The sequence below is a fragment of the Roseateles sp. GW835-FHT13E02 genome (genome assembly GCF_058794035.1).
Map to the genome: position 1 here is coordinate 168,931 of NZ_JBXAGJ010000005.1, position 22,842 is coordinate 191,772.

A 22,842-nucleotide genomic window follows, 5' to 3' on the forward strand; every position below is an offset into this window, starting at 1 on the left:
GGCCTGATAATGCCGCGATGAACCTGCGCTTCACCAAGATGCAGGGCGCGGGCAATGACTTCTGTGTCATCGACGCGACCCAGCAAGCCCTGACCCTCAGCCCCGCGCAACTGCAACGCCTGGGCGACCGCCGCTTTGGCGTCGGCTGTGACCAGATCCTGGTGATCGAGTCCAGCAGCACGCCTGGCGTGGATTTTCGCTACCGCATCTTCAACGGCAGCAGCGGTGCCGAGGTGGAGCACTGCGGCAACGGTGCCCGCTGCTTTGTGCGTTATGTGAACGAGAAAGGCCTGTCGGCCAAGCGCAGCATCACGGTCGAAACGGTCAACAAGCGCCTGGAGCTGCATCTGCGCGACGATGGCCGGGTCAGCGTGGACATGGGCGCGCCCATCTTCGAGCTGGCCCGTGTGCCTTTCAATGCCGAGGGCCTGAGCCCGCGGCTGCAAGGAGGTTTCGAGCTCTGGCCGCTGGCGGATCTTGGCGTTGAAGTCGCCGTGCTGTCCATGGGCAACCCGCATGCGGTGATGCTGGTGGACGATGTGGACCAAAGCCCGGTGGCGCAGCTCGGCCCCCAGGTCGAAACCCATGCGCGTTTCCCGCGCAAGGTCAATGTCGGCTTCTTGCAGATCGTGTCGCGCTCGGCGGTGCGCTTGCGCGTGTTCGAACGCGATGCCGGCGAGACCCTGGCCTGCGGCACCGGCGCTTGTGCGGCCGTGGTGGCTGGCATGCGCCTGGGCTTGCTCGATGCCGCCGTCGAGGTGCAGACCCACGGCGGTGATTTGAAGATTGAATGGGCCGGGGCCAACGCGTCATCGGCGGCCCTGGACGCGCCGGTCATCATGACCGGGCCGGCGCAAACCGTGTTTGAAGGAGAGATCTCGCTGTGAGCAGCCAAGCCCCCACCGTCACCGAGCAGGACATCGCCGACTTTCTGGCCCGCACCCCCAGCTTTTTCGAGCGCCACGCCGAGTTGCTGGCCAAGGTGCAGCTGAGCCACCCGCATGGTGCGCGCGCCGTGTCCCTGCAAGAGCGCCAGGCCGAAATGCTGCGCGAGAAGATCAAGGGCCTGGAGCAGAAGATCATCGAGATGATCCGCAATGGCCAGGAGAACGTGGCCATTGCCGACCGCCTGCACCGCTGGACCCAGGCCTTGATGCTGACCGTGGCCACGGCCGAGTTGCCGGCCGTGCTGCTGAAAGAGCTGCGCCACCAGTTCCTGATCCCGCAAGCCGGCCTGCGCCTCTGGGGCGTGGATGCGGCCTTTGCCGAGCATGAATGCGCGCGCCCGGTCAGCACCGATGTGAAGAGCTTTGCCTCCAGCCTGAGCCAGCCCTACTGCGGCGTCAATTCGGGCTTCGAAGCGGCGGGCTGGTTGCAGGCCGCCGATGGCAGCGAGGGCGGCGCCACCTCCCTGGCCCTGATTCCCTTGCAACACGGCACGCCGGCGCGCAGCTTTGGCCTGCTGGTGCTGGGCTCGCCCGACCCGACCCGCTACACGGCCGAGATGGGCACCGAGTTTCTGACCCGCGTGGGCGATATCGCCAGCGCGGCCCTGGCCCGCTGGCTGCCAGCCGCACCGGCGCCCGCCGCTGATGAGCCCGCAGCGCAGGCCGACTGACGCGGCAGCCTCCGAGCGGCCTGCCGAAGCGGGGCCGCTGGCGCCCTTGCTGCAGGCCTATCTCGACCATGTGCGGGTGCAGCGCCGCCTGTCAGCGCGCACCTTGGTGATCTACACCGATGGCCTGCGCCGCTTGCAGGCTCTGGCCGAGGATGCGGGCATCGATCTGTTGCAACTGAGCAGCGCGCAGGCGAGGCGCTGGGCGGCGCGTCTGCATGCATCCAGCGAGGGACGGGCTGGCTTGGGGCCGCGCAGCATTGCCTTGCTGCTCTCGGTCTGGCGGGGCCTCTACCGCTGGTTGGGCCGGGAAGGGCGCGTGGCCTTCAACCCCTTTGATGGCTTGCGGCCACCCAAATCGGCCAAGCCCCTGCCCAAGGCCTTGGCGGTGGATGATGCCGTGCAGCTGGCCAGTTACCGCGACGACAGCGCCGGGCAAGACCCGCGCCTGGAGGCGCGCGACCATGCCCTGGTCGAGCTGCTCTACGGCTGCGGCCTGCGCGTGGGCGAGCTGGAGGGGCTGGATGCCTGCGCTGGCCCGCAGGCGCGCGGCTGGTTGGATCTGGAGTCGGCCGAGGCTCATGTGCTGGGCAAGGGCGCGAAACGCCGCTCCGTGCCCATCGGCCAAGCCGCCTTGCAGGCCGTGCGGGCCTGGTTGGCCTTGCGGCCGCAGCTGGCTGCGGCGCAGGAGCCGGCGCTGTTTGTCGGCCCGCGCGGTGCTCGCCTCGGTGCCTCGCAGATCCGGCTTCGGCTCAAGGCGCGTGCGCTGGCAGCGGGCATGCCCACCCATGTGCATCCGCACATGCTGCGCCACTCTTTTGCCAGCCATGTGCTGCAGTCCAGTGGCGATTTGCGCGCGGTGCAGGAGCTGCTGGGTCATGCCCACATCACCACCACGCAGATTTACACCCAGCTGGATTTCCAGCATCTGGCGCGGGTCTACGACAGCGCCCACCCGCGCGCCAAGAAGCAGGCCGCGCCGTCCGACAAGCCCTAGTTCACCGTCTTTCTTTTCCGTTTCTCAACCATGTCCACAACTTTTGCCTGGATCGGCGCCGGCGCTCTGCTGGCTTTCAGTGCGGCTGCACAGACCACCCAGCCGAATGGCGAGGCACCGGTGCTGGCTCGCATCAGCGAAACCCGCCCGGCAGCCATCGAGGCCAACTGGACACCGCTGCGCCTGCCCACCGGCAAGCGCATCGCCCTGCTGGGCGGCAGCTATCTGATGGCCATCGATGAAGACTGGGGTTTTGGCCCCAGCGTCTACGGTGCCGCCAAAGGCAATTACGGCGGCGTGTTCACGGTCGGCCTGACCGCGCAGCGACGCTGGCGCCTGGGCCAGAACACCCATCTGGCGGCCAGCCTGTATGCCGGCGCGGGAGGTGGCCTCAGTTCGTCCGAGGTGCGTTTTGGCGGTGGCCTGATGCTGCGGCCCGAGCTGTCCTTGCGCACCGAAGCGGGGGCCTGGTATTCGGGCGTGGCACTCAGCCATGTGAGCTTTCCCAGTGGCAATGTGAAGGGCAGCAGCATCGGTTTTGTGCTCGGCCGTGCCGCCAGCTTCAGCAGCTTTGCACCCACCGATGCCGGACGCTTCGGCCGCTCCACCCAGCGCACCGGCCTGGGCTTTGACGAGATCACCGTGCAAGGCGGCCTCTACAAGCCGCGTGCCGGCACGCGCAACCGCAGTGGTGTGGCCAGCACGGCCCGCATGGGCAAGGCCGGCGCCGATCTGCGCCACTACATCGCCGAGGGCAGTTGGTGGGGTGTGGAAGCCTCGGGCGCGGCCCAGGGGGGCGCTGATGGTTATATGGAAGTGCTGGCCAATGCGGGCCAGGACTGGGCCATTGGCCACCCCTCGCTGCGCCTGGGCGGCCAACTGGCCGTGGGCCTGGGCGGCGGCGGAAATATCGACACCGGCAGCGGCTGGCTCTTGCGCGCCGGCCCCAGCTTGCGTTGGCAAACCCCTTGGGGCCCCAGCCTGCGCCTGGATGCGGGCCTGGCCCGCGCGACCGCCGGCAACTTCAAGTCCGGCTTTGTGCGCCTGGGCCTGAGCCTGCCGCTGGACCGCCCGCCCAGCTTCAATGCCTGGGGCATGGAAGAGAGCAAGCCCGGCGTGGTGCGCACCCAGCAGCTGTTCACCAGCGTTCAACACCTGGGCAAGGTCCGCTTCAAGGATGGCCGCCAGGAGTCCATCACCCAGCTGGGCCTCATGATGACGCGCGAGCTGACGCCCCATGTCTACGGCATCGGCCAGGCCGGCAGTGCGGCTTGGGGCTCGGCTGGCGCCTACTCCTATGGTTTGGTGGGTCTGGGCGTGCAAGCGCGGCCCTGGGCGGCCCAGCCGCGCTGGAGCGTGGGCGCCGAGCTGATGGCCGGCGCGGCCGGCGGCGGCGGGGTGGCCGTGGCCGGTGGCGCCGTGGCGCAGGGCGAGGCCTGGACCCAGCTGAGTCTGGGCCAGGAAGAGCGCCTGCGCCTGCGCGTGGGCCTGGGCCAGTGGCGCAGCCTGCGTGGCGACAAGCAAAGCACCAGCCTGCTCAATGTCTCGGTCGGCTATGCCTTTGGCAGCCTGACGCGCTGAGCCGCGGCATCCACACCTCCAAAGAAGAAAGCGAAGCGATGAAAAAAATCGTCATCCGTGCCGGCAAAGAGCGCTCGCTGCAGCGCCGTCACCCTTGGGTGTTTGAGAGTTCGATCGCACGCGGCAGCGCTGATGCGGGCGAGACGGTGCGGGTCGAGTCGGCCGAGGGCGACTTCCTGTGCTGGGCGGCGTTCAGCCCGCAATCTCAGATTCGCCTGCGCGCCTGGAGCTTTGATGAAGGCCAGCGCATCGACGCTGGCTTCTTCCGCCAGCGTCTGGACCGCGCCCTGGCGGTGCGCACACGCCTGCCGATTGCCTCGGATGCGCTGCGCCTGGTTCACGGCGAGGCCGATGGCCTGCCGGGCCTGATCGTCGACCGCTATGGCGACACCCTGGTGGCCCAGTTCCTGTCCAGCGGCGCCGAGCGCTGGAAGGCGGTCATCGCCGATCATCTGTTGGCCGCCACCGGCCTGAGCCGCCTGTTCGAGCGATCGGATGCGCAGGTGCGCGAGTTGGAGGGCTTGCCCCAGGTGACCGGCTGGCTGCGTGGCGAGGGCGCCACGGAAGTGACGATCAGCGAACACCAGTGGCGCCTGAGTCTGGACGTGGCCGAGGGCCACAAGACCGGCTACTACCTGGACCAGCGCGACAACCGCAAGAAGTTCGCCGACACCGTGCGCCAGTACGGCTGCCAGTCTGTGCTGAACTGCTACAGCTATACGGGTGGCTTTTCGGTGGCGGCGCTGGCGGGCGGGGCGCAGGAGGTGGTCAGCGTGGACTCCTCGGCGCCGGCCCTGGCCCGCGCCACGGCCCATGTGGCGCTGAACGGCTATGCGCCTGAGCTGCACCGGGCGCTGGATGCCGATGTCAACGCCACCTTGCGCGGTTTTCTGAAAGAAGGCCGGCAGTTCGACGCCATCGTGCTGGACCCGCCCAAGTTCGCGCCCACGGCCGCCCACGCCGAGCGCGCCGCCCGCGCCTACAAGGACATCAACCGCCTCGGCCTGCGCCTGCTCAAACCGGGCGGCGTGCTCTTCACCTTCTCCTGCTCGGGTGGCATCAGCCCGGATCTCTTCCACAAGATCGTGGCCGGTGCGGGCCTGGATGCCGAGGCCGATGGCTTCATCCTCGATCGCGTCGGCGCGACGCCCGACCATCCGCAGACTATCTGCTTCCCCGAGGGCGAGTACCTCAAAGGCTTGCTGATCCTGAAAAGCTGAGGCCTGCGCGGCTGCTCTTTGTGCGCTTCGCAGGGCGGCAGCGCGCTTCCTGGTGGTTTCCCTTAGTGGAAATTCCTGCCCCGGCTGAAGGGGGTGAAGGGCTGGGAAGCCGTGCCATATTCACGACCTGGGTTTGTTTGAAACCAACCCGAAACAATCCACCCGCCGCGGCCAGAAGCCGAAGAGCACAAACAGGGTGGACAGATCGTCGCAAGACAGAAGCACAGCATCGAGAGGGACTCAGCGTGGCACAGAACAAAGCAACTCTTCACTGGATCGCGGCGGCCGCCTTGTTGGCCATGGCCGGCGGCGCACAGGCACTGGGCAATCAGCAGGCGCCGAACCAGAGCCTGCCCAGCAGCGTGGGCGGCCTGGGCAATCTGGACCCGCTGACCGGCAACACCAGCTCGCCCTCGAACTGGCGCTTCGCCCCCGGCCAGAGCATTGCCGGCGTGGCCGGCCTGCTGGACGGCGTGGCCCGTCTGAGCTTCACCACCAGCGGCGGCGGCAGCTATGGCTGCTCCGGCTCGCTGCTGGCCGGTGGCCAGTATGTGCTGACCGCGGCGCATTGCGCCGATGACTTCACTTCGATGAAGGTGCAGTTCGGCTGGTTCAATGGCACGGCCACCGTGACCCGCAACGTCGCCGTCGGCGACGCCATCCTGCACCCGGCCTGGCAAGGCTTCAACAACTCGGCCGACAACGGCTCGGACATCGCCATCCTGAAGCTGGATGCGGCCGTGACCACCATCCAGGGCTACAAGCTGAGCACCACCAACGATGTGGGCAAGACCCACATCATGGCCGGCTACGGCACGACCCAGAACGCCAACGTCAACTCCGGCACCAACTGGAACGATGGCGCATACGGCCACTACGCCTTCAACACCTTTGACGTCGACAGCAAGACCTTCAACAAGGCCGTGGGTGACACCCTGGGCGCGGGCTGGGGTTACAACCCCGACTACTACCGCCATGGCGTGACCTATATGGTCGATTTCGATCGTGGCACCGCAACCAACAACACCCTGCAACGCATCGCCGACGCCACCGGCAACCAGTTCAGCAGCGATCTGGGCCAAGGCGGCGTTGAAGGCCTGATCGCCGGTGGCGATTCGGGTGGCGGCGACTTTGTCTGGAACGGCTCCGAGTGGGTGCTGTCCGGCGTGCATTCCTGGGGCTGGCAAGGCAATGCCACGAATGGTTTTGGCGCCTGCGACTTCCTGGGTCTGAGCGGCTGCGACAACGCCATGAACAACAGCGCCAGCTATGGCGATCTGTCCGGTTCCACTGCGGTGTTCTCGCATGGCCAATGGATCGCTTCGGTCACCGCCGTGCCCGAGCCGCAAACCTACGCGCTGATGGCTCTGGGCCTGCTGGCTGTGGGCGCCGCTGCACGCCGTCGCAAGGCTTGAGCATGGCCGCCTCGAAGCCCGGGCCGCGGCCTGGGTTTCGGGCCTCAAACAAGCGACCTTCGGGTCGCTTTTTTCATGCGCTTGTCATGGAGGCGCAGAGGGCAATCCGGGTTTGTCCCGGCCCGTGATCCGGGGGGCATGGCGCCTTGGGCTCATGGCATATTCACGGCGCGGTCACACGGGCTCGCGCTTCCGAACAGGAGGCGAGGTGCGGGCCTTGGGCGACGAGGGCTCATGGCCTGTGCTCACCCTTCCGCGCATCAACACAAAGACACAGTCTTCGAGGAGAACTTTTTTATGAACCACCCCTCCACACGCATGCAGCGCGGCCTGATCGCCGCCGCTGTGGCCTTGACGGCCAGCGCATCGGCCATGGCGCAAACCTCTGCCAGCGATTACTTCGTCGGCAAAGAGGCTCTGGTGGTCTCCACCGGCAACCCGGCTTCCTGGGTCCTGCAACCCGGCGCTGACAGCGGTGCGCTCGATGGCGTGGCCCGCTTGCTTTATTCCAATGACCAAGGCGGCTGGATCTGCTCGGGATCCCTGCTGGCTGGTGGCCAGTATGTGTTGACCGCTGCACACTGCGCAGACAACTTCAACTCGATGACGGTGGACTTCAAGCAAGGCGCCGTGACACGCAATGTGGTCCAGGCTTGGGTGCACAGCGGTTGGACCGGTGCCCTGGGCACCGGCGCTGACATCGCCATCGTCAAGCTGGACCAGGCCGTCACCGACATCAACGGCTTCGCCCTGAGCACCAGCAACGATCTGAAGAAAGACTTCCTGCTGGCAGGTTATGGTCTGACCGGTACCGGCGCCACCGGTAACAGCGGCGGCTTCGACTGGGGCAAGGCGCACTACGGCTACAACACCATCGACGTGGCAGATCAGGGTGCATTCGGTGTCGAGTACATCAGCGACTTTGACAACGGCAGCAACGCCAAGAACGCCATCGCGCGCCTGGGTGCCGCCTGGGGTACGGGCTGGACCAGCAGCACCGGTTTGGGTGCAGGCCTGGAGGCTCAAATCTCCGGCGGTGACTCCGGCGGCGGCGATTTCGTCTGGGATGCCGACAACAACCGCTGGCTGCTGGCTGGCGTGCATTCCTGGGGCTGGGGTGCCTGCAATGCCGCGCTCGGCGTGGAAGACTGTGATGCCCTGGCTGGCACCAACTCCAGCTTCGGCGACCTGGCTGCGTCCACGGCCGTGTTCTCGCATGCCGAATGGATCGGTTCCATCACGGCCGTGCCCGAGCCGCAGACCTATGCCTTGATGGCTCTGGGCCTGCTGGCCGTGGGCGCCAGCGTGCGCCGCCGCAAGGCCTGATCACTGCACGACACAGGCGACAGGAAAGGCGACCTTCGGGTCGCCTTTTTTCTGGGCGCCTGGCTTTGGTGGGGTGACGGGCTTCAGAGCTTGGGCAGGGCGATACGCGGCTCGAATTTGCCGCGCCGCACGCTGAAAAAGGCCTTGACGTTGCGCACATTGGCATCCTGCGTGAACAGGCGCAGCACCAGGGCTTGGTAGGCCGCCATATCGGGCACCTGTAGGATCAGCACAAAGTCCGGCCCCGGCGAGACCTGGTAGCACTGCTGCACCGCTGCTTCGCCCAGCACACGGGCTTCAAAGGCCTGCAGGTGCTCGGCGCCCTGGCGGTCCAGCGTGATCTCGACGATGGCGCTCAGGCCGGCTCCCAATTTTTCGGCCGAGAGCAGGGCGACGCGGCGCTCGATGATGCCGCTGTCCAGCAGGCGCTTGACCCGGCGCAGGCAGGTGGCCGGCGACACATGGGCTTGCTGCGCCAGATCCTGGTTGGACAGCGAGGCGTCTTGTTGCAGCAGCTCCAGGATGCGCAGATCGGTGGCATCCAGGCTCAATGGTTCGATCGAATCGTTCATTTCAATGCGTTCTGTGAAATATGCTCTCGCGGAGCGTGATATGTGATTGATTATTTCAATTTGATTGAAAAATTGAAAGCAATGATTTCATGCCTGTGCCTACGATGCGCTCCATTGCAACCTCATGCAGCGTGCTCAGGTCCTCGGCGACGGAGCACCGCAACATCTTCAGGAGACCAGAGCCATGTGTGGAATCGTCGGTGCCGTCAGCCAGCGCAATATCGTCCCCATCCTGATCGAGGGCCTCAAGCGCCTCGAGTACCGCGGCTATGACTCCTGCGGCGTGGCGGTGCACCAGGACGGCGGGCTCAAGCGCGCCCGCAGCACCTCGCGCGTGGCCGAGCTGACCGGCCTGGCCGCCGAGGACGGCATCGCCTCCGGCACCGGCATCGCCCACACCCGCTGGGCCACCCACGGCGCCCCGGCCGTGCACAACGCCCACCCGCATTTCTCACATGGCCCCAGCGCCGGTTCGGACAGCGTTGGCCGTATTGCACTCGTGCACAACGGCATCATCGAGAACCACGACGAACTGCGCGCCGAGCTCAAGACCCGCGGCTATGTCTTCACCAGCCAGACCGACACCGAAGTCATCGCCCACCTGATCGACCACCTCTACCAAGGTGATCTGCTGGAGGCCGTGCAGCAAGCCCTGCCGCGCCTCAAGGGCGCTTACGCCGTGGCCGTGTTCTGCCGCGATGAGCCGCACCGCGTGGTGGCGGCGCGCGAGGGTTCACCCCTGGTGCTGGGCGTGGGCATGGAGGCCGCCGATGGCGAGCATTTCGTCGCCTCCGACGCCATGGCCCTGGCCGGCGTGACCGACCAGATCGTCTATCTGGAAGAGGGCGATGTGGTGGACCTGCAGCTGGGCCGTTTCTGGATCAGCCGCCTGAACGCTGAAACCGGCCGTTATGAAGCGCAGCAGCGTGAGGTGCGCACGGTGCACGCCCACAGCGGCGCGGCCGAGCTGGGCCCCTATCGCCACTACATGCAGAAGGAAATCTTCGAGCAGCCCACGGCGATCGCCAACACGCTCGAGTCCATCACCAGCATCAGCCCCGAGCTCTTCGGTGACGGTGCCTACGGCATCTTCAAGGAGGTCGATTCGGTGCTGATCCTGGCCTGCGGCACCAGCTACTACTCGGGCTCCACCGCCAAGTACTGGCTGGAGTCGATCGCCAAGATCCCCACCAGCGTGGAGATCGCCAGCGAGTACCGTTACCGCGACAGCGTGCCCAACCCGCGCACCCTGGTGGTGACCATCAGCCAGAGCGGCGAAACCGCCGACACCCTGGCCGCCCTCAAGCATGCCCGCGCCCAGGGCATGAAGCACACGCTGACCGTCTGCAATGTCTCCACCAGCGCCATGGTGCGCGAGTGCGAGCTGGCCTACATCACCCGCGCCGGTGCTGAGATCGGCGTGGCCTCGACCAAGGCCTTCACCACCCAGCTGGTGGGTCTGTTCCTGCTGACCTTGGCCCTGGCCCAGACCCGCGGTCACTTGAGCGAAGCGCAAGAAGCCGAGCATGTGAAGGCTCTGCGCCACCTGCCCGTGGCGGTGCAAGCCGTGCTGGCGCTGGAGCCCCAGGTCATCGCCTGGAGCGAAGAATTCGCCCGCAAGGAAAACGCGCTCTTCCTCGGCCGCGGCCTGCATTACCCGATCGCCCTGGAAGGCGCCCTGAAGCTCAAGGAAATCAGCTACATCCACGCCGAGGCCTACCCCGCCGGTGAACTCAAGCACGGCCCCCTGGCCCTGGTCACCGCCGAGATGCCCGTCGTCACCGTGGCGCCCAACGACACCTTGCTCGAAAAGCTCAAGAGCAATATGCAGGAAGTCCGCGCCCGCGGCGGCCAGCTCTACGTCTTCGCCGACGGCGACACGCAGATCGAAAGCGAGCCGGGACTGCACGTGATCCGCATGCCCGAACACTACGGCGCCCTGAGCCCCATCCTGCACGTGATCCCGCTGCAGCTGCTGGCGTATCACACGGCCTGCGCGCGCGGGACGGATGTGGACAAGCCTCGTAACTTGGCCAAGTCGGTCACGGTGGAATAAGCGTTAGGTATAGTTCTGACGCCAACATAAAGTTGCATTAAATGCGGGGCTTTATGGCCTGGCGATATCAGACATTCGCATTTTATTTTAATTGCGGGTCTTTTTTGCATTGCTGGACAAGTTTCCCATGGCTCATTTGACTCAAGATGGATGCGATGGCGGTAGGGCATTGCGCGCGGGACGTCCCCGATCCCAATCCGGTGCCACTCCTCGGCACCATTGATTCAAGCGTGCCGTGCAGGACATCAGGAAGATCCCAGCAACATCACACATCTCACTCTCGGAAGGCCTTGAGGGTTTCGTAGGCGCCTTGCCGGTGCGCTTTACGGGAGCTGTCATCCCGTCCAGGAACAACGACCAGTGCATTGCCTTCCAGGTCGATCGAGGTGATGCCAGCCAGGCCAACGCCAAAAGATTTGAAGCCCTGCCTTTGCCAATCGCTACTTGAATCGATTGCGTCGTGATGGTGTCCGTGAACCGAGACTTTCACGCCCATCGTTTGTGCAAGCGTGTCGAGGATGCTGAATCCGTTCGGGTGATAACCAGGCGCTTCATGGGTGATCAGTACATCCGCTTCCTGCTCCGAGAGGGAGTCGATTTCGTCTGGGTAGATGCTTGACCAATGTCGCAATGCTGGTCCGTTGCGCCAGCGGACTTGCCGAGGCGTAAGCCTTGCGTGTGCAGTGCGGTTCCGATACCTCGGCTCTGAATCACGTACGCCAGGGTAATAGACCGACTCGCGAAACACGCCTCCGAGCCCGGCCAAGCGGGTTCCGTCGGGCAGTACGACGACACGCCCGTGGACATTGCGATCGGCCAGCTTGCTGTCCCAAAGATGCTCGAAGTCTTGCTTCGAGTCGGTGTCGTGGTTGCCATGAATGAACCACACCCGCTCAAAGATGCCTTCGAGCTCGACGTGAAGGGGGCGTAGAGGCTGGATGTCGCCCAAAAGCACGACCGCGGACGCATGCAAGTCGTTCGCGTATTGGGTGACATGGTTAAGGCAGCCGTGAGGATCGCCCACATAGAGGACTGGGCCAGAGTTCAATTGCTACTCCTGAGCGGAGGTCCGCTGTCGTCACTGTTGTGCAAGGCCAATCTCATCGGGTCGAGATCACGTGGCCAGACCATGGGTGATGTCTCTATCGGGATAGCCTCGACACGATTGTGCTGACACTTTGATTTTGGAAGATCAACCGTCGATGTCTGCGCCAGCGTCTTTTCGCCGCGAATGGCATCCAGCCCTACCTTGGCCTTGAATACCGCTGAGCGGTTGCGGCGGGGTCTTCTGCTCATCTCTGGTCTCCTTGCCACCCAGACCCTCGGGGCAAATCAAAGGACCGCGCTCCCACTCGTCGCCGTGTTCAGCTTTGCGAGGCCACCTCTGCCATGTCGGCTGCGCCGCCACGTGGCATGAACAATTCGCGCTCGAGCGCTGTCAGCTTGGACCGCAACAGCATCCCTTGCTGGTAGATTTGACGCAGAGTCAATCGTTCCTGTGTGCTATCGGTGTACAGGTTCGACATATACAGTTTCCAAGGGTTGATTGAGATTAGTAGGCCACGCCATGAGATCCAGCAAGTTGTCCGTTCCGACCGTCCCCGAGCAGTTGCTCGCGGAAATTTCTGATGCCGATACTGTGGGCAAGGCGCTCGGCAATTCCTTCGCCGATGCCTTGGAAGTCTTTCGTACGGACAAGGCCCCGATGGCTGATTTCCTTTTTGGGCTGGGGCCGAAGATGCGCGATTTCGGCAAAGCTGGTCATGCCGCGTTGCTCGAAAGCATGAGCGGGGAAGCGTTTGGGTTGCTGGCGGCGCGTGGCTCGGATTGCATCGAGACGGCGGAATCGCCCGTTATCGAAGCGAGTCTGATGAAACCCCTGCTTGAAACCGCAAGAGAGAGCGGTTTCTTTGCGCACGTGCATGCCTCTGAGCTCATCTGCGCGGTGACCACCTACGGCGCGGTCGTCCTCTCAGGCAAGGTGGACAAGCAGGTCAAGCAGGACGTGGACGCTCAAACAGCACGTGCGCTTGTGCTGGCAGCCTCGAGCCACGACGAACGTGCGTTGACCGAAGCGACCCGGTTCGTGCCGGCTGCAGTGAGCTACAGGTTCTTTGGTTCCACCAGCCGGCCTGAATACGGCCCCGAAACCACGCCGCATGAGTTGGGGAAGATCTGGTCAGCCGTCGTGCAATCGGATGCTCCACTGCATGCCGTAATTGCAGGCGTTTTGAATTCCCCTCACCTGCAGAAAGCCGTCGAACTTGGGCTCGTTCAGCCATTGCCTGGTGAGCATCCTCAGGCTGCCGCGCTCGAGCAAGAAATCGGACACGTCACAGGCCCAAACAAGATGTTCCTGCTTGAAGGATTTCTGCCCGCTGATGGCGACCCCCGAGTTCGGCGCCTCGCCGCACTAGCTGAACAGGGACGGGAATTCGTCGAATCGGCCACGAGAGCAGCCGGACAAGCATCCCAGCCTCAATGACGGCGCCAACCTCATCGACCGAGGTGCCAGACTCAGCGCATACGCCCCGAGTCTGCGCCTTGAACGCCGCGCTGTAACAACGGACCTGTTTCGGCTTGACGGCAAGGACGCCTGGCGATCCTGGAAAAGCGTCAACGGTCTTGGCGACGATGGATGCGGGCGTCTGCTTTAGAGCTTGGCGCCCACGGTTGCTTCTTTGGCGGCGCTGTTTGCAGCAGCGTTCGCCATGGATGCAAAGAACGCCCGGCCCGTGTCCAGGTCCACGAGTTGGGCGCTTCCGTTGCCCATGGACTTCACACCGCTGGTGGAGATCACGCCGTAGTTGACGCGGAAAACCTTGTTGCAGCCGTTCTCAAGGCGCATCGAGTCTCCCTGGTTGACTCGGCCGAATGGCAAGGTGTTGTCGCTGCATGCCCCCTGATAGAGCTCGAAGCCCGTGAGGGTCTTGGAGCCATCGCCTTTGCGTTGCCCATTGACGAGGATGTCGAAATAGTCGTTGATCGGAGTTGCGCCAGCATACTTGGTGCCCATGTCTCCAATGGTCTTCTCGTACGCGTAGGTCGACGTTGTGTCATCGCGCCAGACGGCCCAGACCTTGCCGTCGTTGATCAGGATCTTGACGAAGTCGTAGTTGCTCTTCTGCTCGGGGAACAGATCGAAGCGGATGCCGGCGCGTATTGGCGCACGTGTGACTGAATTGGGCCACATGTAGTCCGACAGCTTCAGCTTGATGGTGCGGCCGCGGCTTTCCTTGGTGCCATCTGGGAAACGTTGCTTGATGGCGGCCACCGCCTGGGCTTCGGTCATGCCGAGTTTGACGCCGAGGATGTCGAAGTTCTGAATGACGCCGGTGGTGTCCACCGCTTTGCTGACACCGGCGTGAGCGGGGTTCAGCGCAGCAATGATGGCTGCAGCGGCTGCGATGCGGACGAAGTGCATGGGGTTCTCCATTGTTTTTGGGAATCGAGCGGAAGGCGCAACCGCGTGAGCGAGACGATTGCCGCGGGTGCAAATCACTGTGCGCATCAGCTATTGAGGAACTTCCGCGGGGATGCGATCGAGAGCGGTATGCGAAGCCGCGGGGACACCTTGGCCTTGCTTGGCCGGCCCGAGCTCAATGGCGTGGAACCAGGCCATCCGTCGGGTTCCGGACACCTCAAAGGTCTGCCCGTAGAGCGCATCGCCGTGCCTGACCATGGCCAACGCCATGCGTGCGGCGTGGAAATCTCCCGCATCGGCGTGCGCTACAAACCCTTCGAACGCCTCGCGCCAATGGCAATGCTCGTATGCGGTCCAGGCTGCACCGATGGACAGGCTCTCGCCGAGACTGAAGGGCGTCCTGGAAGACACCGTGCCATTGAGGACGGGGTTTGAGTCCTGCCGGGCGGCATGGGCCGCCGCTTGCAATGTGGGGTCCGGCGGCGCCGGATGCCAGTCGCCGACGGATCCGTTGAGTGCGGGGTTGGTATCGCGCTGTGACGCGACGGCCGCGTTGTCGAGTGTCAGCCGCGGTGCCCCGATTCGTGTGGACGGTGGTGCTGCGTAGATGTCATGCGCGAGCAGAAGCCCGAGCGCTGCAACCAAGGTTGCAGCGCGATGTCCCTCAAAATTCATTCCTTCCTCCCCAGGTAGAACGATCATCAGATGGTTCTGTTTGTGCTATGTGTTATTCATTAAGGCTTTCATGTGAATCTAAATGATCCACAAAGAGCACCAAATGTATAACGAAAGGTGTAGAGAAGGAAGCCCCCAAAATACATGCTTGGCCCATGTCCAAAGCCAAGCCGCTCCCCACCGCCAGAGAGATATTTGCTCGCAACCTTCGTCGAGCTCGTCGCTTGAAGGATGTGACCCAAGAGGGCTTGGCGCTGGAGGCTGGCGTGTCGCGGGCATATCTCAGCCGTGTTGAGCGCGGCACGATCAACATCTCTTTCGATAGCGCCGAGGCGCTGGCCAAGTCCATCGGCGTCTCCCTGCGAGACCTAGTCGATCCGCTGCAGTTTCAGGGTTTGGACGAAAGCTGAGGCGGTATGCTCGATGCCGACCGCGCGACGCTGCAGCAGCAGGCCGCGCGTTTGTCCCAGCATCCAATCATGCGACGCTTGGTAAAGTGGTGTCCGGCAGCGCCGCGAGGTGTCGCCCCTGCTTTCCCTCCCTGAGCAGGAGCCTCAGCGTGATGACAGCGTTAGGCTTTCCAGCCTCGGCCCATGGCCGGGGCTTTTTTCTGTCTGGGGAAGAGGGCCGGTGTGGCGATCAGGAGAAAACGAAGCAAGTCAGGCCTTGGCCCAATTGCTGTCGGGAGCCGCAATTGCGGTGTTGGACCGCAATTCACCGCAATTCACCGCAATTGCCGGGGAGGGGTGGGTGGCGAGCATAAGCCGATTGGCGGCGAGGCATCTCCTCGCTGTCGGGGCTGGTATCAGATCCTCACGAAACGAGCAGCGCGCATGGCGCGCTTCTTCAAAGCCAGGCAGGTGCCAACCAACGCATGGCTGGGGGTTTCGGTCGAAGACAAGAAGTACGGTGTCCCTCGGATCGATCACCTCCGCAAGGTGCCGGCTCGGATCCGCTTCCTGTCGGTTGATCCTCAGCTGCTTTCGGGTCCGAAGGGGCCGCCCTTATTCGCTCTCTACTTCGCGGTGACCAACCCGTCACCCAAGGCCTTGGGCTTAGCCAAGCGGGGTGCATCGAGACATCCTGAGCAAGCTGAGATGATCGGATATCGGACTGCGGCTTGTCGCTTTACCTGCCGGTTCGTTGATAAGCTAGGCGTCGCGACCTGCGTGGGAGAATCCTTGCCGAAAGAGGGAGGACTATGAAGCCTATGAGCGCAGGACGGCCGCCAAAAGGCCGAAAGGTCGGAATCGTCGCGGTAGCAAAGCCTGACAACGACGGCGAACTGCTAGACCCGCCTGAGTATGAATACTGGGTCGTGGTGTTCGGGTCATCGCCGATAGAGGTTCTCTCGGCGGGACATCCGACCTATCAAGATGCTGTCGAATGGCTTGCGGAGCAAGGCCTCCGACTTGGCGACACGCCGGACTAGGTGGCCTTGGCCGCGGGGCGCCCCATGTTCGTGATGTCGAGCTGATCGTAGGGCGCCCACACTTGCACAACCCCGCCCCAACGCTTCTTGACCTCATCCCAATGATCCACTGCGAGGTCAAAGGCACGATCGGCCTCAGCTTTCGCCTCTTCGGCTGGCAGCCGGGTGAGCGCTGCAATGAATGCTTGATGCCAAAAGTCTGAAGTGGTCATGATGCGGTCCTTAGCCCATTTGGCGCCATGAATCTCTTCCATAACGCTTTTCGGAGTCCGCAAATTTTAGATTTGAGGTTGGGCGAAAAACGCCCGCGGCGTTCGTTAGACCGGGGTGCATTTAGCCGTTGTTTGCCGCGCCATCGGCCGCCCGCCGCATCACCGGTCTGGTCCAATTGAGATATTTAGTGTTTGTCCAACCCGCCCTCGCCAATGAAATTCACCAAGCTTCCATTGAGTCAGCAAAAGTTGATTGATCTGATGTCTCAACGAGGCTTACCGCTGAACTCTCCCGACGAACTGGCGATGGCGCGCAGGGTCCTGGATCGCGTTGGCTATTTCCGCCTCAGTGGATTCATGCTCCCCTTCGTTCATGGTGGCGGAGGCGGCAACCGCCATAACTTCAAGGCCGGTGCGAGCATCGAGAGGATCGTTGCCCTGCATGACTTGGACGCATCACTGCGCATGCATTGCATCGAAGGCCTCAGTCAGCTCGAGGTCGCAATCCGTGCGTCCATTTGCGATCATCTGTCGCGGGCTCATGGATCGCACTGGCCACTGTCGCCTAAGCCGTTTAAGGCAGGCAAGCATGCGGACAACTTGGACGCTCTCGCCAGCGCCGCGGAATTCGACCTGAATCGCGGTCAGCCCTATGCTCGACGGAGCAGCGATACCCATCAGTTCCTTGACCGGTACTACGCGAAGTACACCGATCCGGCCACCCGCATGCCACCAGGCTGGATGGTCAGGGAATGCGCCAGCTTCCGAACGTGGGCATTCCTATTTGAGGGACTCGAGGCTTCGGAGCAAAAGCAGATTTCGGACTCCTGGAAGTACCCGAGCGGCAAGCGGATCGATCACACGATCTTGGAAGACTGGTTCCATTCCCTCAGCGTCCTCCGGAACAGATGCGCGCATCACGGCCGCATCACCCACAAGACCTTTCCGTTTGCGCCCACTGCGCCTCGCGACCCCAGCGTGGCACAGTTGTTCCAGGGGCCAGGCACTGATCTCAGAACGCTGATGGTCGTGATCGCCGTGTTGCTGAGGTGCGTGGATCCGCGCTCCATGTGGAGTCGAAAGCTCTACACATTCCTGGACTGGCAAAGCGCGGTTGACATAGGCTCTGCCGCAGGCTTCCTTCCGTGGGGCCAGGGAACTTGGAGGGACGACCTCCTCTGGAGCTTCTAGCGTCGAATCGTTTAGCAAAGTGCGGACGTAAAAAAGCCCCGCTGATGCGAGGCTTTTTTACCGCTGACGCGAAAAACGTAACCAACCCTGGTGCGCCCCCTCTCGGGACTCTTTGGCCTTTCAACCAAAGATGGCGTGGTGGCGTTGTTGGGAGCAACTATACCTGAAATCTTGTCCTAGGACATGTTGCGGCCGCTCTTTTACGTTAACTCCATATCGCAAGCTCATTCGCCAACTCGTTCCCACCAAAGATCGCGTAACTTGTTGATTTCACGCAAATTACGGGGATAACGACTCGGATTTTCCAGCCTGATGGCGGGCCACCCTTACCCGTTCAAGTGCAGCCATGGCCGATTCCCAGGTACTTGCCTTGGCCGTACCCTCGGCCAAGATCCGGGCGTGCAGCGCTACGTTCAGCACCGATTTCGGTGCGGTCTGCAGCTGTACGGGCTGCGGAAGTAGAGCTTTCCTTGGCATGGCGCCGCCAAGATAGCACTCAGCGAGGCAAGGCGCTAGCCTGCGGTGACGAAATCGATGATCGACTGAATCTTTGGGACTGTCGTGTTGAACCACTCGGTCCCAGGAATGTTCTTGCGCCACTTCCCACGTGCCTTGAGCATGTCGTGCGCAGCCTTCTCGGCGGCGCCAACGCGGTTGACCTGCCAGCGCTCCAGGATGACCGGTTTGCCGAACGTCGCCGACCCTTTGCATTGAATCGCAACGCGGTCTTCCGAACATCGCTGCGCCGGCTAGGAGCGGCATGGGACGCTACCGAATTTGGTCAATTTCAGGTAATTTCAGTTCACCGCTTAAATTCAGGGTCGTTCGTAAGTGTCTGCCGCCACTGACCATCCGTCCGGCTGTAGGCCAATGAGAGATTCGGCCTGCTGCGCCATCGGGAACAAAGATGCTGGGCTGGCTCATAGTCATTTCACTTGCCGACGGAGATGCGCCTGCGAAGCTGGACGATGTCCGTACGCTTGTAAGCTGGCGATGCGGCATAGGCGGCCTTGACTGGATCGACCGGCTTGTGGAACAGGGCCAGGCAAAGTTCGAATCAGGCAACGGTTACCCAACCCGTTATCGTTCGATTGCGGCAGCAGTGCTGCCGCTCGTGCATGATGGCCGTCCGCCTGAACATCGTGGCTTTGATGTTCTCGGCGATGACTATTTCACACCCTCCGGCTGGGTCGGCGACTTCACGCGGCATCCTGAGCGTATCGCTGCGTGTGCGCCATCCGCCTCAGAAGTGTGCAGCATTGAGCCAGCGGCGCAGGCAACGCCGACGTATCAATGCATCGCTGGCCTTTGTAAGTTCATCGCGTGTTCAGCCCAGCCGATATTGACGGGAAAAGCTTGGCGCTGCACCGCTTGGTGGTGCAGAAGATCAGGCGCGACCCGGAGTTGTTCAACCTCGTTCAGCAGACATTGAATCGGCAATACGAAAAGGTGAACTTGTCCTCCCTGCCGTATGTCGTTGAGTGGCAAAAGCTGGTCGATCTCGGCATGGATGCGGCGCTTGCTGCGGCGGTTGAAGAGACTGAGCGAGGTCAGGTTCTGCGGCAGACCTCGCCGTTTTCTGGGATCCTCAGCGAACAAGAACGCCAGGACTTCTTGAAGTCTTGGTCTCGATCCGCTGAGCCGGAGTGACCTGATCAACGGATCAGAAGCCGGGCACGAGCGCCGAACGCCCAAGGTCTTGGCCTGCGTCAAGCCAGGCTGTTGGGCATTTCGTAGCGAAGGCAGTTCGGACATGATACCTCTTGCCGCATGTCCAAGAAGCCATCCGCAACCGTCTCGACGTCGGTCCGCAGTGAGGTAAGCCACCGTCTCAATATGGCCCAGCATTTGCGCCTGCTTTTGGAGGGCGGGGCGGTGCCCTCGACGCTGGCATCGGCGATGGAAGCGCTTGAGCGTAGAAAGCCTTGCCGCGGAGTCTATGCGGCTGCAAGCATGCGAGCGCTGACATTTGGAAAGGCAAAAGCCCAGCGGAGCTGGGCTTTGCGGGTCCCTCAAGGGGGAGAAAAATCAGACGCTCTGGGCGACGGGCCTAGTCGAATGTGATCTTACAGCAGTCAACCGGCGAATACGGGACCTGGCATTGTGATCCCCTGGCTAAAGTCCACGGAGCGTTGAGGCTGCGAATCCGACAGCGCAAGGGACATGGCGCAACGCAGAAACCCGTTCACCGGCTGGCTACTGTCGCTGATGATCGAGGCGTCGGCCACGAGCCTGAGCCCTGCGTCAGTCATTGCCAGCTGTGCGCCGCACCTGCAGCGTTCGCGCAAGCGATCAGCGCCGGCCGGTGCTTCGCTGCGGATTGATGCCATGGACTCCCCCGGGGTGCTGTCTGGCGTTTGTTGACCGGCCTGTATCGCGCGCTGCGGCTCCCGAGCTCAGTTCCTTCAGGATTTGGCAGTCGGCGTTTGCGCTTGGCCCATGGCAACGGGACCGAAGGGCCATCAAATCCTGTTTCAAGGCTGTCAGCTCGGCAACCCGTTGCGCCACATGCTCGATGTGCGCGTCCAGCAGGAGGTTCACATCGCCGCACCCGCTCCGGGGCTCGTCCCTGAGTCGCAGCAGGTCTCGGACCTCGTCCAGCGCCATGTCCAGCGACCGGCATTTGCGGATGAAGGCGAGGCGTTCGACGTGGGACTCGTCATAGCTGCGGTAATTGGCCGCCGTGCGTGCCGGGGCTGGAATCAGGCCTTCACGCTCATAGAAGCGGATCGTCTCCACCTGCGTGGCCGTAGCCGTGGCCAAGTCCCCAATCTTCATGAACGCACCCGATTCTTCGTTTGAAGCGCTTGACTCTACACCTGCTACAGGGTTCCCAATTGCCACATGGACATTCAGAACGCCAGTACCGTGCCTTCGGGCAATGCCTGCTGCGGCTCCGCCTGTGGGGCAACTGCACCGGCGAGTTCGCCGCAAGTCGCAAACCTGGGTGGTTCGGCCCAGCGGTTTCGCATCAACACCATGGACTGCGCCTCCGAGGAGTCCGAGATTCGCCGGGCGCTGGAGCCGATTTCTGGCATTGATGCCTTGCGCTTCGACCTTGGGCAGCGCGTCATGTCCCTGTCGGCAAGTCCTGCCGCGTTGGAGGCCGCGCTCTCCGCAGTCCGCAAGATCGGCTTTGACCCGCAGTCGCTGGATCGGCCCAGCGCAGATGGGCAAGACGATTCGGACCATGCTGCACCCGAGCCGCTGAAGTCAGAACTGCCAAAACTCGTTCTCGCGCTGGCGCTCGCCATTGCAGCGGAAGGTGTGTTCTTCCTCGCGGCAGATGGCCTGCCTGCCCGGGTCGCCGAGATGGCCCTGGCCGGCCTCGCCATCGCCTTGGCTGGCTTCAGCACGTACAAGAAGGGCTTGATGGCGCTGAAAGCCGGGCGCCTCAACATCAATGGCCTGATGGCGGTTGCCGTCACAGGTGCTTTCCTGATCGGGCAATGGCCCGAAGCCGCAATGGTCATGGCGTTGTATGCCATTGCCGAGTTGATCGAGGCACGCGCCGTTGACCGAGCCCGCAACGCCATCAAGAGCTTGCTGGCGATGGCGCCGGAAGAGGCGGAGGTGCGCCAGGACGACGGCACATGGGTTCGACAGCTCACCGCCTCGGTGGCCGTCGGGGCCACGGTTCGGATTCGACCCGGCGAGCGCGTCCCGCTCGACGGCGTGATCCTGACGGGCACCAGTGCCATCGACCAGGCACCGATCACCGGCGAAAGTATGCCAATCGACAAGGGGCCAGGTGACGAGGTTTATGCCGGCACCATCAACCAGGTGGCGGCGCTTGAATTCCGCGTCACGGCACCCGCCTCGGACAGCACGCTGGCCCGCATCATCCATGCGGTCGAGCAGGCTCAAGGCTCGCGAGCACCGACCCAACGCTTTGTGGATCGCTTCGCTGCAATCTACACACCTGCGGTGTTCGTGCTGGCCCTGGCCGTTGCTCTGCTCACGCCCTGGTTGATGGGATGGACCTGGATGCAGGCGCTCTACAAGGCCCTGGTGCTGCTGGTCATCGCCTGCCCTTGCGCGCTGGTCATCTCGACGCCTGTCACGGTGGTCAGCGGCCTGGCCGCTGCGGCGCGCCGTGGCATTCTCATCAAGGGTGGTGTGTACTTGGAAGATGCGCGCAAGCTCAAGGCCGTGGCGCTGGACAAGACCGGCACGATCACCGAAGGCAAGCCACGGCTGATGGAATTTGAACCGGTAGATTCTGCTACGGACCATGCGCAATTGGCCTCCCTGGCTCTGAGCCTTGCAAACCGCTCGGACCATCCCGTCTCCTCCGCGATTGCACAAGGTTTGCAAGCTGGCGACGCATCAGCGGTTCAGCGGGAAGTCGATGACTTTGCCGCTGCGCCCGGGCGCGGCGTGCAAGGTCGAATCGACGGCGCGGCCTATGTGCTGGCAAACCATCGCTGGATCGAGGAGCGCGGCCAATGCACGCCCGAAATTGAAACCCGGCTGCGTGCGCATGAACAGGCTGGGCGCACCGTGACCCTGCTGGCGAGCGAGTGCGGCGTGCTGGCGCTCTGTGCCGTCGCCGACACCATCAAGGCTTCGTCGCAAAAAGCGGTGGCGGAGCTGAAGGCGCTGGGCGTCACGCCAATCATGCTCACCGGCGACAACCAGGCCACTGCCGAGGCTATCGCGGCCCAGGCAGGCATCGCCGAAGTGCACGGCAATTTGCTGCCCGAAGAGAAGCTGGCTGCCATCCAGGCCTTGCAGGCCGCTCATGGCCCAACGGCCATGACGGGCGACGGCATCAACGACGCACCGGCCCTGGCCCAGGCCGACATCGGCTTTGCCATGGGCGCGGCAGGTACGCACACGGCCATGGAAGCCGCTGACGTGGTCGTGATGAACGACGATTTGCGGCGCTTGCCAGAGACCATCCGCCTGTCGCAGCGTACGCATGCGGTCCTGTGGCAGAACATCAGCCTCGCCCTGGGCATCAAGTTCGTGTTCCTGATCGCGGCCGTGATCGGCGACGCGAGCATGTGGATGGCCGTGTTCGCCGACATGGGCGCGAGTCTCCTGGTGGTCTTCAACGGCTTGCGGCTGCTGCGCGTTCGCGATCCGCGTTGAGTCTTGCCTGACTGAGCCTTCGATATACT

The 22,842-nt window shown here is 63.2% G+C and carries 22 protein-coding genes; 14 read left to right on the top strand and 8 right to left on the bottom strand.

Annotation, left to right across the window (positions count from 1 at the left end):
- Window positions 1–17: 17 nt before the first annotated feature.
- The 7 genes from dapF to AC1Q6P_RS06930 all read left to right on the top strand — a co-directional run bounded on the left by dapF (window position 18) and on the right by AC1Q6P_RS06930 (window position 8,154).
- Window positions 18–887: a diaminopimelate epimerase gene (dapF, locus tag AC1Q6P_RS06900; protein ID WP_492665524.1), complete on the top strand. Its 870-nt coding sequence runs from the start codon at window positions 18–20 to the stop codon at window positions 885–887.
- Window positions 884–1,618: a DUF484 family protein gene (locus tag AC1Q6P_RS06905; RefSeq protein WP_102768242.1), complete on the top strand. Its 735-nt coding sequence runs from the start codon at window positions 884–886 to the stop codon at window positions 1,616–1,618. Before dapF ends, AC1Q6P_RS06905 begins: the two co-directional genes overlap by 4 nt.
- Window positions 1,593–2,612: a tyrosine recombinase XerC gene (locus tag AC1Q6P_RS06910; RefSeq protein WP_102768241.1), complete on the top strand. Its 1,020-nt coding sequence runs from the start codon at window positions 1,593–1,595 to the stop codon at window positions 2,610–2,612. The genes AC1Q6P_RS06905 and AC1Q6P_RS06910 overlap by 26 nt, the downstream gene beginning before the upstream one ends.
- A 30-nt stretch (window positions 2,613–2,642) precedes the next feature.
- Window positions 2,643–4,193 (top strand): hypothetical protein, encoded by a 1,551-nt coding sequence (locus AC1Q6P_RS06915; protein ID WP_492665525.1) that lies wholly within the window; start codon window positions 2,643–2,645, stop codon window positions 4,191–4,193.
- Between the two features lie 38 nt (window positions 4,194–4,231).
- Window positions 4,232–5,413, top strand: coding sequence for a class I SAM-dependent rRNA methyltransferase (locus AC1Q6P_RS06920; protein ID WP_492665526.1), 1,182 nt, complete (start codon window positions 4,232–4,234; stop codon window positions 5,411–5,413).
- A 245-nt stretch (window positions 5,414–5,658) separates the two neighbouring features.
- A complete protein-coding gene (locus tag AC1Q6P_RS06925) occupies window positions 5,659–6,828 on the top strand; it encodes a trypsin-like serine protease (protein WP_492665527.1) in 1,170 nt (389 codons plus the stop codon).
- Between the two features lie 297 nt (window positions 6,829–7,125).
- Entirely contained in the window at window positions 7,126–8,154 is a 1,029-nt protein-coding gene (locus tag AC1Q6P_RS06930) for a trypsin-like serine protease (protein ID WP_271008167.1), read from the top strand.
- Between the two features lie 83 nt (window positions 8,155–8,237).
- Here the strand turns inward: AC1Q6P_RS06930 and AC1Q6P_RS06935 are convergent, their stop codons facing one another.
- Complete coding sequence (locus tag AC1Q6P_RS06935; protein WP_492665528.1) at window positions 8,238–8,726, bottom strand: Lrp/AsnC family transcriptional regulator; 489 nt, start codon at window positions 8,724–8,726, stop codon at window positions 8,238–8,240.
- Window positions 8,727–8,910: 184 nt separating this feature from the next.
- Here AC1Q6P_RS06935 and glmS point away from each other — a divergent pair, with 184 nt between their 5' ends.
- Complete coding sequence (gene glmS, locus AC1Q6P_RS06940) at window positions 8,911–10,782, top strand: glutamine--fructose-6-phosphate transaminase (isomerizing) (RefSeq protein ID WP_171828234.1); 1,872 nt, start codon at window positions 8,911–8,913, stop codon at window positions 10,780–10,782.
- 274 nt (window positions 10,783–11,056) lie between these two features.
- On the opposite strand, the gene AC1Q6P_RS06945 is transcribed toward glmS, so the two are convergent.
- Entirely contained in the window at window positions 11,057–11,830 is a 774-nt protein-coding gene (locus tag AC1Q6P_RS06945) for a metallophosphoesterase family protein (RefSeq protein ID WP_492665529.1), read from the bottom strand.
- 316 nt (window positions 11,831–12,146) lie between these two features.
- Entirely contained in the window at window positions 12,147–12,308 is a 162-nt protein-coding gene (locus AC1Q6P_RS06950; RefSeq protein WP_492665530.1) for a hypothetical protein, read from the bottom strand.
- Window positions 12,309–12,349: 41 nt separating this feature from the next.
- Here AC1Q6P_RS06950 and AC1Q6P_RS06955 point away from each other — a divergent pair, with 41 nt between their 5' ends.
- A complete protein-coding gene (locus tag AC1Q6P_RS06955) occupies window positions 12,350–13,267 on the top strand; it encodes a hypothetical protein (protein ID WP_492703111.1) in 918 nt (305 codons plus the stop codon).
- A gap of 168 nt (window positions 13,268–13,435) precedes the next feature.
- Here the strand turns inward: AC1Q6P_RS06955 and AC1Q6P_RS06960 are convergent, their stop codons facing one another.
- Both AC1Q6P_RS06960 and AC1Q6P_RS06965 read right to left on the bottom strand, forming a co-directional pair.
- Window positions 13,436–14,206: a hypothetical protein gene (locus AC1Q6P_RS06960; protein WP_492665532.1), complete on the bottom strand. Its 771-nt coding sequence runs from the start codon at window positions 14,204–14,206 to the stop codon at window positions 13,436–13,438.
- 90 nt (window positions 14,207–14,296) lie between these two features.
- The gene (locus AC1Q6P_RS06965; RefSeq protein ID WP_492665533.1) at window positions 14,297–14,908 is read right to left on the bottom strand and encodes a hypothetical protein; all 612 of its coding nucleotides are present in this window, start codon (window positions 14,906–14,908) and stop codon (window positions 14,297–14,299) included.
- Window positions 14,909–15,036: 128 nt separating this feature from the next.
- On the opposite strand from AC1Q6P_RS06965, the gene AC1Q6P_RS06970 reads away from it, so the two are divergent.
- Window positions 15,037–15,291 (top strand): helix-turn-helix domain-containing protein, encoded by a 255-nt coding sequence (locus AC1Q6P_RS06970; protein ID WP_492665534.1) that lies wholly within the window; start codon window positions 15,037–15,039, stop codon window positions 15,289–15,291.
- A gap of 183 nt (window positions 15,292–15,474) precedes the next feature.
- Window positions 15,475–16,086 (top strand): DUF5131 family protein, encoded by a 612-nt coding sequence (locus AC1Q6P_RS06975; RefSeq protein ID WP_492665535.1) that lies wholly within the window; start codon window positions 15,475–15,477, stop codon window positions 16,084–16,086.
- A 223-nt stretch (window positions 16,087–16,309) separates the two neighbouring features.
- On the opposite strand, the gene AC1Q6P_RS06980 is transcribed toward AC1Q6P_RS06975, so the two are convergent.
- Entirely contained in the window at window positions 16,310–16,567 is a 258-nt protein-coding gene (locus tag AC1Q6P_RS06980; RefSeq protein WP_492665536.1) for a hypothetical protein, read from the bottom strand.
- A gap of 171 nt (window positions 16,568–16,738) precedes the next feature.
- Between AC1Q6P_RS06980 and AC1Q6P_RS06985 the strand changes: the two genes are divergently transcribed.
- Entirely contained in the window at window positions 16,739–17,716 is a 978-nt protein-coding gene (locus AC1Q6P_RS06985) for an Abi family protein (protein ID WP_492665537.1), read from the top strand.
- Between the two features lie 512 nt (window positions 17,717–18,228).
- On the opposite strand, the gene AC1Q6P_RS06990 is transcribed toward AC1Q6P_RS06985, so the two are convergent.
- On the bottom strand, window positions 18,229–18,432 hold the full coding sequence (locus tag AC1Q6P_RS06990; RefSeq protein ID WP_492665603.1) for a GIY-YIG nuclease family protein: 204 nt from the start codon (window positions 18,430–18,432) through the stop codon (window positions 18,229–18,231).
- A gap of 607 nt (window positions 18,433–19,039) precedes the next feature.
- Between AC1Q6P_RS06990 and AC1Q6P_RS06995 the strand changes: the two genes are divergently transcribed.
- Window positions 19,040–19,366: a hypothetical protein gene (locus AC1Q6P_RS06995; RefSeq protein ID WP_492665538.1), complete on the top strand. Its 327-nt coding sequence runs from the start codon at window positions 19,040–19,042 to the stop codon at window positions 19,364–19,366.
- Window positions 19,367–20,008: 642 nt separating this feature from the next.
- Here the strand turns inward: AC1Q6P_RS06995 and cadR are convergent.
- Window positions 20,009–20,494, bottom strand: coding sequence for a Cd(II)/Pb(II)-responsive transcriptional regulator (gene cadR / locus AC1Q6P_RS07000; RefSeq protein ID WP_492665539.1), 486 nt, complete (start codon window positions 20,492–20,494; stop codon window positions 20,009–20,011).
- 66 nt (window positions 20,495–20,560) lie between these two features.
- On the opposite strand from cadR, the gene AC1Q6P_RS07005 reads away from it, so the two are divergent.
- Window positions 20,561–22,813 (top strand): heavy metal translocating P-type ATPase, encoded by a 2,253-nt coding sequence (locus AC1Q6P_RS07005; protein WP_492665540.1) that lies wholly within the window; start codon window positions 20,561–20,563, stop codon window positions 22,811–22,813.
- Window positions 22,814–22,842 lie beyond the last annotated feature (29 nt).

Excerpts from the sequence above, each read along its gene's own strand:
- glmS (WP_171828234.1), top strand. The coding sequence starts at position 8,911 with ATGTGTGGAATCGTCGGTGCCGTCAGCCAGCGCAATATCGTCCCCATC.
- AC1Q6P_RS06950 (WP_492665530.1), bottom strand. The coding sequence starts at position 12,308 with ATGTCGAACCTGTACACCGATAGCACACAGGAACGATTGACTCTGCGT.
- dapF (WP_492665524.1), top strand. The coding sequence starts at position 18 with ATGAACCTGCGCTTCACCAAGATGCAGGGCGCGGGCAATGACTTCTGT.
- AC1Q6P_RS06985 (WP_492665537.1), top strand. The coding sequence starts at position 16,739 with ATGAAATTCACCAAGCTTCCATTGAGTCAGCAAAAGTTGATTGATCTG.
- AC1Q6P_RS06935 (WP_492665528.1), bottom strand. The coding sequence starts at position 8,726 with ATGAACGATTCGATCGAACCATTGAGCCTGGATGCCACCGATCTGCGC.
- AC1Q6P_RS06970 (WP_492665534.1), top strand. The coding sequence starts at position 15,037 with ATGTCCAAAGCCAAGCCGCTCCCCACCGCCAGAGAGATATTTGCTCGC.
- AC1Q6P_RS06965 (WP_492665533.1), bottom strand. The coding sequence starts at position 14,908 with ATGATCGTTCTACCTGGGGAGGAAGGAATGAATTTTGAGGGACATCGC.
- AC1Q6P_RS06930 (WP_271008167.1), top strand. The coding sequence starts at position 7,126 with ATGAACCACCCCTCCACACGCATGCAGCGCGGCCTGATCGCCGCCGCT.
- AC1Q6P_RS06980 (WP_492665536.1), bottom strand. The coding sequence starts at position 16,567 with ATGGAAGAGATTCATGGCGCCAAATGGGCTAAGGACCGCATCATGACC.
- AC1Q6P_RS06960 (WP_492665532.1), bottom strand. The coding sequence starts at position 14,206 with ATGCACTTCGTCCGCATCGCAGCCGCTGCAGCCATCATTGCTGCGCTG.
- AC1Q6P_RS07005 (WP_492665540.1), top strand. The coding sequence starts at position 20,561 with ATGGACATTCAGAACGCCAGTACCGTGCCTTCGGGCAATGCCTGCTGC.
- AC1Q6P_RS06955 (WP_492703111.1), top strand. The coding sequence starts at position 12,350 with ATGAGATCCAGCAAGTTGTCCGTTCCGACCGTCCCCGAGCAGTTGCTC.
- AC1Q6P_RS06975 (WP_492665535.1), top strand. The coding sequence starts at position 15,475 with ATGGCCGGGGCTTTTTTCTGTCTGGGGAAGAGGGCCGGTGTGGCGATC.
- cadR (WP_492665539.1), bottom strand. The coding sequence starts at position 20,494 with ATGAAGATTGGGGACTTGGCCACGGCTACGGCCACGCAGGTGGAGACG.
- AC1Q6P_RS06920 (WP_492665526.1), top strand. The coding sequence starts at position 4,232 with ATGAAAAAAATCGTCATCCGTGCCGGCAAAGAGCGCTCGCTGCAGCGC.
- AC1Q6P_RS06915 (WP_492665525.1), top strand. The coding sequence starts at position 2,643 with ATGTCCACAACTTTTGCCTGGATCGGCGCCGGCGCTCTGCTGGCTTTC.
- AC1Q6P_RS06910 (WP_102768241.1), top strand. The coding sequence starts at position 1,593 with ATGAGCCCGCAGCGCAGGCCGACTGACGCGGCAGCCTCCGAGCGGCCT.